10 protein-coding genes and 1 pseudogene are annotated in these 12760 nt (G+C 43.3%); 5 read left to right on the top strand and 6 right to left on the bottom strand.

Annotation, left to right across the window (positions count from 1 at the left end):
* Window positions 1-71: 71 nt before the first annotated feature.
* From Xish_RS16255 to argS, 3 genes and pseudogenes are all read right to left on the bottom strand, one after another.
* Window positions 72-170, bottom strand: a pseudogene (locus Xish_RS16255) (IS1 family transposase); the annotation flags it as partial.
* Between the two features lie 93 nt (window positions 171-263).
* Complete coding sequence (locus Xish_RS16260) at window positions 264-2249, bottom strand: type VI secretion system Vgr family protein (protein WP_099118873.1); 1986 nt, start codon at window positions 2247-2249, stop codon at window positions 264-266.
* A gap of 883 nt (window positions 2250-3132) precedes the next feature.
* A complete protein-coding gene (argS, locus tag Xish_RS16265) occupies window positions 3133-4863 on the bottom strand; it encodes an arginine--tRNA ligase (protein ID WP_099118874.1) in 1731 nt (576 codons plus the stop codon).
* Window positions 4864-5232: 369 nt separating this feature from the next.
* Between argS and Xish_RS16270 the strand changes: the two genes are divergently transcribed.
* The 5 genes from Xish_RS16270 to cutC all read left to right on the top strand — a co-directional run bounded on the left by Xish_RS16270 (window position 5233) and on the right by cutC (window position 10061).
* Window positions 5233-6144, top strand: a complete 912-nt coding sequence (locus Xish_RS16270) for a 2-dehydro-3-deoxygalactonokinase (protein ID WP_099118875.1) — start codon at window positions 5233-5235, stop codon at window positions 6142-6144.
* The gene (locus Xish_RS16275) at window positions 6095-6712 is read left to right on the top strand and encodes a 2-dehydro-3-deoxy-6-phosphogalactonate aldolase (protein WP_099118876.1); all 618 of its coding nucleotides are present in this window, start codon (window positions 6095-6097) and stop codon (window positions 6710-6712) included. Before Xish_RS16270 ends, Xish_RS16275 begins: the two co-directional genes overlap by 50 nt.
* A complete protein-coding gene (dgoD, locus tag Xish_RS16280; protein WP_099118877.1) occupies window positions 6709-7857 on the top strand; it encodes a galactonate dehydratase in 1149 nt (382 codons plus the stop codon). The genes Xish_RS16275 and dgoD overlap by 4 nt, the downstream gene beginning before the upstream one ends.
* A 107-nt stretch (window positions 7858-7964) precedes the next feature.
* A complete protein-coding gene (locus Xish_RS16285; RefSeq protein WP_099118878.1) occupies window positions 7965-9257 on the top strand; it encodes an MFS transporter in 1293 nt (430 codons plus the stop codon).
* Window positions 9258-9308: 51 nt separating this feature from the next.
* Window positions 9309-10061 carry a copper homeostasis protein CutC gene (gene cutC, locus Xish_RS16290; RefSeq protein ID WP_099118879.1) on the top strand — a complete coding sequence of 251 codons (753 nt, stop codon included), beginning with the start codon at window positions 9309-9311 and terminating at the stop codon, window positions 10059-10061.
* Between the two features lie 88 nt (window positions 10062-10149).
* Here the strand turns inward: cutC and cmoB are convergent, their stop codons facing one another.
* The 3 genes from cmoB to Xish_RS16305 form a co-directional block, all read right to left on the bottom strand.
* A complete protein-coding gene (cmoB, locus tag Xish_RS16295) occupies window positions 10150-11130 on the bottom strand; it encodes a tRNA 5-methoxyuridine(34)/uridine 5-oxyacetic acid(34) synthase CmoB (RefSeq protein WP_099118880.1) in 981 nt (326 codons plus the stop codon).
* Window positions 11127-11912 (bottom strand): carboxy-S-adenosyl-L-methionine synthase CmoA, encoded by a 786-nt coding sequence (cmoA, locus tag Xish_RS16300; RefSeq protein ID WP_099118881.1) that lies wholly within the window; start codon window positions 11910-11912, stop codon window positions 11127-11129. Before cmoA ends, cmoB begins: the two co-directional genes overlap by 4 nt.
* A gap of 222 nt (window positions 11913-12134) precedes the next feature.
* Window positions 12135-12533, bottom strand: coding sequence for an MAPEG family protein (locus Xish_RS16305; RefSeq protein WP_099118882.1), 399 nt, complete (start codon window positions 12531-12533; stop codon window positions 12135-12137).
* Window positions 12534-12760: the final 227 nt, after the last annotated feature.

Raw genomic sequence — 12760 nt, forward strand, 5'->3', positions numbered from 1 at the left:
TTGATCACCCTCAAGCATAATATTCACGTTCAATGAAAATACCAATGATTTTGTCATGCATTTCAGGTGACTAAACAACGATAACGTTGGTGCCCACCTTTGCCAATACCATGTTTTTTAACGTCCTTCGTCTGGTGACAAAATCGACATTTGACTTCTACTGTGACCATGCAAGTTATCTCGCAAAATAGGCATTTAGATGAAGAACAACGCCTTGAATACATGACCGATAATTTTCATTAGAATTCTGATGGATGTATTTATTAGTTAATGTGTAAAATTCTGCTACTGATTAAGACTACACCCGATGTCTCGATAGATATATCTTTTCTTTTTATTTCTATTTGATTACGGCTACAGTTTACTCCATTACCGCTGATATTTATTCCATTACCGCTGATATTTATTCCATTACTGCTTACATTTGCTAAATTAATGCTTTCATTTGCTCCATTAAGGCTTAAATTTGCTCCATTAACGCTTACATTTGCTCCATTTACGTTCATATTAAATGGCGTCGTATTAATGCAACTATATTTATTATTCACGAAAGTTGTTGGAGTATCGATATTTACATGAGTATCACTTTTTATAGTAATGGTTTTAGAACTTGAGATATTTGTTTCGCCTGTAATCTTTTGTACCCACTCCCCGCCAATAGTGACTTTTTTATCTTTTTCCACCGAAATATTCATGTCACGTTCTGCATGTAGATCAAACGATTCATTATTGGGTTCATCATCTAAAAAAAGATAGTTTGCCTGTTCATGCTTACCTCCCTTGGTATTTGACATAATACCGACACGAGTTTCATGTTTGGGCAGCTCCCACGGGGGCTTATTCTCTTGGTTATAAGTACTGCCGATGACTAAAGGTTTATCAGGATCACCGTTGACGAAACTGATAACCACTTCTTCGCCCACACGAGGGACACACAGACTACCATAACGCCAACCTGCCCAATAAGTCGCAACACGCACCCAGCAAGAGCGGGTATCATCTTTTTTACTGTCTTTATCCCAACGAAACTTCACTTTTATACGACCGTATTCGTCAGTCCATATCTGCTTATCTTTAGGACCAGTGACAACGGCGGTTTCAAGGCCCGTTACTTTTGGCCACGGGGTCACAGCAAGTGGTTTCCAATGAGTGCTGGCAGGAATTGCCTCAAATTGAATGGTGTTTTTGTTTGTATCTGAATTTGAGAGGTCGTTGGTGACAGTATTAAGAACCTTGCCAGTAGAATCGGTGACATAAGGTTTTTCATAAAGAAAGTATTGCGTACCTATAATTAAATAGTCTCCATGATCATCACCTTTGATGCCACTGGGGAGTGATAGGGTAAAAGTGTGCCCTGGAGCCATTCCTAATACATTTCCTTTGCCTCCAACCAGCTCACTTTTTGCTTCGGCAGCTTGCTGACGAACGCGAGCATAAAATTGTCCTTGTTCACTTTCTACATAGCGCCCGGGACAAATGAATATCTCTGAGTTATCAATAGAGCTACTTGGGGTTTGAACAGCCGTATGTAATTCAGCCCGTGGCTTACGGAAGTCGTAGTCATCAAGGCTGTAGGTATTCGGTATGGTGATACTAGAGACATTCCAACTATAGAGATACTCTGTAAGGTGTTCTTTCAGTGAATGACCTGTGCTGAAATATTTAATTGTTTCATATTCAGGCATGGGTTCATGTGATTGGGGGGCGTCAACCAAAATCATGGTATGGTTTCCCATATCATGTTTAAAATAATAATAAATTCCCTCATGTTCCATCAGACGATGAATAAAATCGAAATCACTTTCATTATGTTTGACGCAGTATTCCCATTTGCGATATTTTTCAATGAGTTGATTGTCAAACAGAATACCAGCCTTACTCAATATCTCAGTGATGATATCGGGTACAGTCTTATCTTGCCAAATACTATAACCAAATCTTTGTTTTAATTCCCACAGTTTAGGTCTGACAATAGCAGTATATAAATAAAGTCTATCATCATATTTATAGAATGGTGCGTAAGATATTTTTTCTATATAACCACTTAAGTATCTTGTTGGTGCTGACTTATTTTTTATCTCTACAGTGAGTATCTTATTATGCAGAGATATTGGGTTTGATAATCTTTTCTTACTTAATAATTCAACTTCAAACTCGTAGGCTTCAGATAATCTTTCTCTCCCTATCAATGATTTGAAAAGCAAAGAATTATCAGGCAGTGAGGTATGTGCGATAAACTGTCTTTTCATAGGATGCCCTTGCTTTAGTTTATAGCTACCGCATATTCCTTGCCAGCAAGGAATATGTATAAAATGGCTCTAAAAGAGCAAAATCAAGATAGCATATTCTTTTTGGATAAGGAACATACAAAAAGGGGAGTAATAATAAGGTGATGACTTCTCTGATTATGAGTTCAGCATAATATTTACTATTTGCAATCTGTAGATTATATTCTGTTGATGAGATATATAAGTTTATTTTTATTATTTAATTGAGATTTATTACTATGCTTGTATATATGTTTATTAATATTTAAAAATTACAGATTTACTTAATGCTAAAAATAGCTTAAACATGTTGATTAAGATTCATTTTTATATATTGCAATGCATAACTTATTAATTATTATGAATATTTAAGAGCGGAGTGGATTGATTAGTGAGTCTTGAATATTTTATCGAAAAGATTATTTTTTTAGTCTGGTTAACATAATTTTTTAGAAAATTCCTCGTTGAGATTAGCTAATGAAACAAGTCTAAAATTTAGGTTTTTTTGAGCAAAAATTGCTTTTTTCTATTAGATATATAAATTTATTTTTTATGATATTGTCTTTTTTTTCTAAAAGAGTAAGTGGGATACACCTGGCAGGATATAAATAAAGTATTTTGTAACATTTTGGTATCAAAAATTTAATATTTAGCGACGGATGCCTTTTTCGTTGCTTGCAAACTACCTAACTTATTGCGCCTTTGCTTTTTGCTGGCTTTACCTTGCGCGGTGGCGTTGGGCATTTTGGCAAAGCCCCTGACAGTGTCACTTTAATGGGATTCAGATTAAAAGATTTTTCCCAACGGGGATTGTAGCCATGATGAGACTGGCATGATTTGATCATGCCAGTTTGGGAGAAGATAATTACATCCGTTCTACTGTCTCGATACCCAAGGTATCAAGACCTTGCTTCAAAGTTTTTGCCGTCAGCAAAGCCAGTTTCAGGCGGCTCTGGCGCAGTTCTTCGCTATCCGCATTCAGGATTGGGCAATGTTCGTAGAAACCAGAGAACAGGCCGGCCAGATCATAGAGGTAAGCACACATCACGTGAGGAGTGCCTTCACGGGCAACCGTTGTGATAGTTTCTTCAAATTGCAACAGGCGTGTCGCTAAGGCTTGTTCACGTTCTTCATTCAGAAGAACGGGGTGTGTCAGACTGCTTTCATCGGTTTTTGCACGCTTGAAGATAGAATTGACACGGGTATAAGCATATTGCATATAAGGAGCGGTATTACCTTCAAAGGCGAGCATATTATCCCAGTCAAATACGTAGTCGGTAGTCCGGCTTTTGGAAAGATCCGCATATTTCACCGCGCCAATACCTACAGCGTTGACAACTTTTTTCAGTTCGTCCTCCGGCATATCTGGGTTTTTCCCGCGGATCAAGGCATCTGCCCGTTCAATGGCCTCGTCCAGCAAATCAGACAGTCTTACTGTGCCACCTGCGCGAGTTTTGAATGGCTTGCCATCTTTACCCAACATCATGCCGAACATATGGTGTTCAAGTGACATGGATTCAGGAATGTAACCTGCCTTGCGCACTATTGTCCAGGCTTGCATCAGGTGCTGGTGTTGGCGTGAATCGATGTAGTAAAGAACGCGGTCAGCGTGCAAGACTTCATGACGATACTTGGCACAGGCGATATCGGTGGTGGTATATAGATAACCCCCATCTTTTTTCTGGATGATGACACCCATTGGTTCGCCTTCTTTGTTTTTATATTCATCAAGGTAAACCACGATAGCGCCATCACTCTCAACGGCAAGCCCACGTTGTTTCAGATCGGCAACAACACTAGGCAGCATATCGTTATACAGGCTTTCACCCATAACATCTTTTTTCGTCAGCGTCACATTCAGGCGATCATAGGTTTCCTGATTTTGTGACATAGTGATATCAACCAGTTTGCGCCACATGGTACGGCAATATTCATCACCACCTTGCAGTTTTACTACGTAACTACGGGCACGAACAGCAAACTCTTCATCTTCGTCGTAAGTTTTCTTCGCTTCACGATAGAAGGCTTCCAAATCGGCCAATGCCATGTCACTGGCATCTTCGTTCTGGATTTTTTCCAGATAGGCAATTAGCATCCCGAACTGAGTACCCCAGTCACCAACGTGGTTGGCTCGGATGATTTTGTGTCCCAAAAACTCAAGAGTACGTGCGGCAGCATCACCAATAATCGTGGAACGAATGTGCCCAATATGCATTTGTTTGGCCACATTCGGCGCAGAATAGTCGATCACGATGGTTTGTGGCTCTACCGGAGTGATACCCAATTTTTCATCTTTCAGCGCAGTTTCAATATTGGCAGCAATCCACGTTTTATCCAGAAAAATATTGATAAAACCAGGGCCTGCAATCTCAACTTTGCTGGCAATTCCTTGCAGATCCAGCAAACTGACGACTTTTTCTGCCAATTGTCGGGGGGGCATGCCCACTTTTTTCGCTGCCGCCATGACACCATTCGCCTGGTAGTCACCAAACTGAGCTTTTGCAGATTGACGAACGTGGGCTTCACTGTCGGCTGGAGCACCAGCAGCAATCAGCGCATGGCTAATTTTTTCTGAAAGAATGGCTTGAATATTCACCGAGTTACCTTAAATTACGAATAAAAGCCCGTGCATTTGAACTATGCAAATACTTTTAAGCGTGTGAGTTATGACAAAATAACAGGTTTTATACCATATTCAGCATCCTGCATGCTACCATCAGCCGCCGCTTGCGTTATGACTTTTTGTTTTCAGCTCGCCTTTCCAGCAATTCTTTGCTATCCCGATTAAAATCAGCCTGTAAATCGTGTTATTAAAAATGCCGTATTCTTTTTGTGATCTTTATCGTAGTACTGCAACTCAACATGGCGATAAGCTCATTTCGGTGAGTGTTATTTGAACGAATCTGGATGGGCGATGAAGTTAGCAGGCTTAAGGCACTCTGACACGAAGACTTAAGGAAATCACATGACAGCACGCTACATTACTATTGATTGGGGGTCGACCAATTTACGAGCCTGGCTATATCAGGGCGATGAATGTCTGGAAAGCAGGCAATCTGCAATGGGAGTGACTCGTCTTAATGGAAAATCCCCGCAAGTAGTGTTAGCAGAAATCACGCAAGGCTGGCGGAATGATAAAACGCCGGTTGTCATGGCAGGAATGATCGGGAGTAATGTGGGTTGGAAAATAGCTCCCTATTTGTCGGTTCCCATTAGGTTCTCTGCAATAGGTGAGCAATTAACTCCCGTTGAAAGCAATGTCTGGATTATTTCTGGATTGTGTGTTTCACGTGAAGATAATCACAACGTGATGCGAGGCGAAGAGACGCAATTATTGGGCGCTCACCAGCTTTTTCCTTCTTCTCTTTATGTCATGCCCGGTACTCACTGCAAATGGGTATTGGCTGACAACCAACAAATCCGTGATTTCCGTACTGTGATGACTGGTGAACTCCACCATTTACTTTTGCATCATTCACTGGTAGGGGCGGGGTTACCAGAACAGATTGTCTGCCCTGAGGTTTTTAACGCAGGGCTTAAACGGGGAATAGATTCTCCTGCTATTTTGTCGCTTTTATTCGAAGTTCGCGCTTCACACATATTGAATGCTCTGCCGCGCGAACATGTGAGTGAATTTTTATCTGGCCTGTTGATTGGTGCCGAAGTTGCGAGCATGAGTCACTATTTTGCAGATCAACAGACTATCACACTCGTTGCCGGACTTTCGTTAGCTGCTCGTTATAAGCAGGCGTTCGATACTATTGGGCGAAATGTTTCTCTGGCAGACGGCGATACCGTTTTTCAGGTAGGTATAAGGAGTATCGCAAATGCTGTGGCAAACCAATCTTCCACTTATCGCTATTCTGCGCGGTGTTAAGCCGGACGAAGTGCTTGGACACATTGCAGCGGTCATTAATGCCGGGTTCGATACAGTGGAAATCCCTCTTAATTCTCCACAGTGGGAACAGAGTATTCCGGTCGTTGTGAAAGCGTTTGGCAGTCAGGCGCTGATTGGGGCGGGAACGGTACTTAAACCAGAACAGGTGGATATGCTGGCGGAAATGGGTTGCAGACTGATTGTCACGCCTAATATTCACAGTGAAGTGATTCGCAAAGCGGTCTCTTATGGTATGACAGTATGCCCTGGTTGCGCGACAGCCACGGAAGCTTTTACTGCGCTGGAAGCTGGTGCTCAGTCACTAAAAATTTTCCCTGCATCAGCATTCGGCCCAGATTATATCAAAGCCCTGAAAGCCGTTTTACCATCAGATGTGCCTGTTTTTGCCGTGGGTGGTGTAACGCCAGATAATTTGTCTCAGTGGATTAAAGCAGGTTGCATAGGCGCCGGTTTAGGCAGTGATCTTTATCGTGCCGGTCAATCGGTTGAGAATACCGCACGGCAAGCAACCTTATTTGTGAGTGCGTACCGAGAGGCTGTGCAATGAAAATAACTCAATTCACGACTTACCGTTTACCACCCCGCTGGATGTTCTTAAAAATTGAAACAGATGAAGGTGTTGTCGGCTGGGGAGAACCGGTGCTTGAAGGCCGTGTCCGCACAGTGGAAACGGCAGTGCACGAACTAAGTGAATATTTGATTGGACAAGATCCTGCCCGCATCAATGACCTGTGGCAGGTTATGTATCGTGCGGGTTTTTATCGTGGCGGCTCCATTCTGATGAGCGCCATTGCGGGTATCGATCAGGCTTTATGGGATATCAAAGGTAAGGTTTTGAATGCCCCCGTGTGGCAGCTCATGGGAGGGTTAGTGCGTGATAAGATTAAAGCTTATAGCTGGGTAGGGGGCGATCGCCCGTCGGAGGTGATTGACGGTATTAAAACCTTACGGAAGATCGGTTTTGATACATTCAAATTAAATGGTTGTGAAGAACTGAGCATCATTGATGATTCTCGAAAAATTGATGCTGCTGTCAATACCGTGGCACAAATCCGTGAAGTGTTCGGTAATGAAATTGAATTTGGGCTTGATTTTCATGGCCGTGTTAGTGCGCCAATGGCGAAAGTATTAATTAAGGCGTTAGAACCGTATCGCCCTCTATTCATTGAAGAACCGGTGCTGGCGGAGCAATCGGAATATTATCCACGTCTGGCAGCACAAACCCATATTCCAATTGCGGCAGGTGAGCGCATGTTTTCCCGTTTTGAATTTAAACGTGTATTGGAAATGGGAGGGCTGGCCATTATCCAGCCAGATTTATCGCATGCGGGAGGAATGACTGAATGCTATAAAATTGCGGGTATGGCTGAAGCGTATGATGTGGCTCTGGCACCCCATTGTCCACTGGGTCCGATTGCACTGGCCGCTTGCCTGCACATCGATTTCATATCACGTAATGCGGTATTTCAGGAGCAGAGCATGGGCATTCATTACAATAAAGGAGCTGAGTTACTTGATCTGGTGAAAAATAAAGAAGATTTCAGTATGGAAGGGGGGGTCTTTAAACCCTTAATGAAATCGGGGCTTGGTGTTGAAATTGACGAAGCACAGGTCATTGAACGTAGCAAAAATGCACCAGACTGGCGGAATCCATTGTGGCGACATAAAGATGGTTCCGTTGCTGAATGGTAATAATGCCCATCATTAACTAACTCAATCAATGCGTTTTTTACGCCCTCTGTTAACAACAGGGCAAAGTGACAGGGTTCTCTGTGCCCAGAATCTGGAGACAGATTGATATGAATATTTCAGAAACAACTACGAAAATTGGGCGTCGGCGCTATTTGACGCTGATAATGATCTTTATCACCGTCGTTATTTGTTATGTTGATCGCGCTAACCTTGCTGTTGCGTCAGCAGATATTCAAAAAGAGTTTGCTATCACGAAAACAGAAATGGGTTACATTTTTTCAGCTTTCTCCTGGCTTTATACCTTATGTCAAATTCCTGGTGGCTGGTTCCTTGATCGCGTTGGCTCACGCCTGACCTATTTTATTGCTATTCTTGGCTGGTCGGTGGCGACGTTATTACAGGGTTTTGCCATCGGGCTGATGTCACTTATTGGACTACGTTCCATCATTGGTATTTTTGAAGCCCCGACATTCCCCACCAATAACCGCATGGTGACAAGTTGGTTCCCTGAGCATGAGCGCGCCTCTGCCGTTGGTTTTTACACCTCAGGGCAGTTTGTTGGACTTGCTTTTCTGACCCCACTTCTCATGTGGATTCAGGTACTCATTAGCTGGCATTGGGTTTTTTTCTTGACTGGTGGTATCGGGATTATTTGGTCATTCATCTGGATTAAAATTTATCGGCGGCCGCGGTTAACAAAAAATATGAGTCATGCAGAGCTTGAATATATCCGCAGTGGAGGAGGATTGATCGATGATGACTCACCCGCTAAGAGAGCGGAACAACCGTCTCTTACTATCGCTGACTGGAAGCTAATGTTCCATCGTAAGCTGGTGGGTGTCTATCTGGGGCAATTTGCAGTCGCTTCAACACTGTGGTTCTTTTTGACCTGGTTCCCGAATTATCTGATTCAAGAGAAAGGGATCACCGCGCTGAAAGCCGGCTTTATGACGACCGTTCCGTTCCTGGCCGCATTTCTCGGTGTACTCCTTTCTGGTTGGTTGGCAGATAAAATGGTACGCAAAGGTTTCTCTTTGGGCGCGGCGCGTAAGACACCGATTATTTGTGGTTTGATCATTTCCGCCTGTATTATGGGAGCCAACTATACTAACAACCCAATATGGGTCATGGTGCTGATGGCGCTGGCATTCTTTGGTAATGGCTTTGCATCTATTACCTGGTCACTGGTTTCTTCACTGGCACCGATTCGTTTGATTGGTTTGACCGGCGGCATTTTTAATTTTGCCGGCGGGTTGGGAGGGATCTCGATGCCGCTTGTGATAGGTTATTTGGCGCAGAGCTACGGTTTTTCTCCAGCACTGGTTTACATTTCCGTTGTAACATTGATTGGTGCACTCTCCTATATCTTTCTCGTGGGAGAAGTAAAACGTGTAGGCTAATCAAACTCGTGTTAAACAGAATAACCAGGGTTTATATCCGAGGGATTTTGAATGATAAGGCTGGAAATTTGCTGTTATAGCATAAGCTGTGCTTTAGTTGCACAAAAGGCGGGAGCTGATCGCATTGAACTGTGTGCCAGCCCACCGGAAGGCGGGGTAACACCGAGCTTCGGAGCATTGCAGCATGCACGACAGCATTTATCAATTCCTGTGCATCCTATTGTACGACCAAGAGGAGGCGACTTCTGCTACAGCAACACGGATTTCGAAGTGATGAAAAATGATGTCGCTCGTATCCGTGATATGGGATTTCCTGGTGTCGTCTTTGGTCTGTTAAACGAAGAAGGTCATATCGATCGGCTGCGCATGAGGCAATTGATGTCATTATCAGGGAATATGAAAGTCACTTTTCATCGTGCTTTTGATATGTGTTTTAATCCACATGTTGCGTTGGAGCAACTGACCGAACTCGGTGTGCAGCGTATTTTAACTTCAGGCCAGCAACAAAATGCTGAGTTGGGGCTGCCTCTGTTAAAAGAGTTATTACAGGCTAGCCAAGGACCAATTATTATGCCAGGAGCGGGGGTCAGAATGAGCAATATCAGTAAATTTTTGGAAATTGGCGTCACGGAAGTTCACAGTTCAGCAGGTAAGACGGTGCCTTCTTCCATGAAATACCGGAAAGCGGGCGTGACAATGAGTTCTGACGACAGTGATGTCGATGAATATGCTTATTATTGTGTTGATGGATCGTTAGTTGAATCGATGAAAAGCGTAATTAGTCTGGTTCAACGGAAAAAATAACAGCCAGAACCCCCAGTCACAGAGTTAACCCTGTGACTGGGAAGGGTAGCCAGAAAGAGCAAAATGATAATTTAAAAGATGGGGAGTGTCAGGTCATGGTTTGCTTGCGGGCAATAAGAACCGCTCGCAGCGGTGCCGGATAGCCTTCTATCGTTTTACGGTGATCGTTTGGATCGAGAAAATCAGCCAGTGATTCAGTCTTCATCCATTCGGTCTGGCGTTGTTCGTCCAGTGTTGTGACGGCATGATCAACAATGCGGACATCAATAAAACCACACTTTTCCAACCACACTTTTAGCATCTTAGCCGATGGAAGAAAGTAGACATTCCGCATTTGTGCATAACGTTCACCCGGCATAAGGCATTGGTATTCGTCACCTTCAATCACCATGCTCTCCAGAACTAACTCGCCGCCGGAAACGAGCTGGTTTTTCAGTTGCCATAAATGGTCGAGGGGAGAACGGCGGTGGTAAAGTACCCCCATTGAAAATACCGTATCAAAGGCTTTTAGTTCGGGTAATTGCTCAATGCCCAATGGCAAAAGATGGGCACGTTGGTTGTTACCCAGTAACTTTCTGATAGCCTCAAATTGGCACAGAAAAAGCTGGGTTGGGTCAATACCCACGACCAGATGCGCCCCTTCACCGACCATACGCCACATGTGGTAACCACTGCCACAGCCGACATCAAGTATAGTTCTGCCTGCTAAAGGCGAAATATGGGGAAGGACACGATCCCATTTCCAGTCAGAACGCCACTCTGTATCAATTTCCACGCCATACAGAGAAAAAGGGCCTTTGCGCCACGGCATCAACAGTTTCAGGATATTTTGAATGCAGGCTTGTTCACCGTTTGATAGCTCTGGTTCATGGTTAGCAATGACACCATTTTTCAGGTTAAGTTGGGTCGGATGAATCTCAGGCAGACTCTCCAGAATTTTTACCCATGAACTGAATTGACCATGTAATGCAGTTTTCTGCCAATGGCTTAATTGTGCGGGCAGGCATTCTAACCAGTGACTTAAGTGATTTTTGGCGATCAGTTGATAAAAATTACTGAAATCAATCATTGGTCAGCTCCTTTTATTGCCAATAGTGAGCCAAAATTAAAACACTGGAACCAGACTTCAACGTGTTGGAATCCGGCTTGTTTGAGGCGCGATTTATGGGTTTCAACAGGATCTGTCCGCATAACATTTTCCAGCATACTGCGTTTTTGGCTGATCTCCAGTTCGCTGTAACCATTGGCTCGCTTGAAATCATAGTGCATGTTAAATAGCAACTCACCAATTTGCTCATCTTCAAAGTTGAATTTTTCAGACAGCACCAAAACGCCTCCTGGCTTTAAACCGGCATAGATTTTATCCAGCATTTTCTGGCGATCATCAGGGTGCAGGAACTGTAATGTGAAATTCAAAACAACCATTGATGCATTTTGAATGTCGGTATCAAGAATGTTTTGTTCGATGACCTCAACGGGGATGCTGGCCTTGAAAGCGTCAATATGGCGGCGGCAGCGTGCGATCATTGCGGGTGAATTATCAACAGCAATAATACGGCAACCCGCTGTACGGGAAGTGGTATTGTTGTCATCGGCACCCATGGCGCGGCGGATTGACAGCGTGGCTGCGCCAAGGGAACAGCCGAGATCATAAATTTGGCTATTGGGTGTGACAAAACGTCCTGCCAGCATACCTATCATGGCAATGATATTGGAATAACCGGGAATGGAGCGTTTCACCATATCAGGAAAGACTTCGGCAACACGTTCATCGAAACTCCAGTCACCTAAATTGGCAATGGGGGCAGAGAACAGACTGTCCCGTTGATTATGAGATTCTTGATTTGACATAACAGCATTGATGTTGGAAACAATAAGAAGCCGCTATTCTAACAGAATGCAGGAAAAGGCAGAAAGGGGAGATAATCAAGAGATAAACCCTCAGGCGGCGTATGTCACCTGAGGGTTTATCTCTAATCATTTAGGATTATAGAGAGCGACAGTTTTGCCATCGGGGCTGTAAGGCAAAGTGCACAGAGATAGGTGAGCTATCTATAATAGGGTATAGAAAAATTATATATAGAGAGAAAAGATCTGCCCCCACGGTAAATAGTAGATGTTAGCGATAACCATTATTATCATTGAGATATAGGTTGCAGCCATTCCCATACGCCGCCAGCGTATTTCCCGATGACGCAAGCCAAAATAGTGGAATACTCTGCCTGAGAGTAATACCAATCCACAAATGTGCAGCATCCAGACGGGTGCCCCATTCATCTCCATCACAACCAATAACAATATTGAAATGGGAATGTATTCAACCGCATTACCATGAACCCGTATGGCGGTTTGCAATTCATAAAAACCGCCATCGCCATAGGCTACCCGATATTGCGTTCTCAATTTGACGACATCCAGAGACAGTTTAATTAACAGTAGTGCGCCCAGTACTAGATAAAGCGAGCTGACCATTTTTAACTCCATTGCCTAACCAAAAACGGCCGAACGATGATAAACCTCAAAAAGAAAACTGTCGCTATAAATCATCGTATTTAATAATAAATTCTATGAATGTTATCAGATAGCAAAAAATTGTCTTGCCAAGAACGGTGTTATGGCCTTATCTCCGGTCAGAATTTCCAGTATAATAGCAACCTTTTTTGCTATTCTTCCTAAAAGAACAATGCCAAAATTTCCGC

Origin of the sequence: Xenorhabdus ishibashii, assembly GCF_002632755.1 — a bacterium.
GTDB classification, from domain to species: Bacteria; Pseudomonadota; Gammaproteobacteria; order Enterobacterales; family Enterobacteriaceae; genus Xenorhabdus; species Xenorhabdus ishibashii.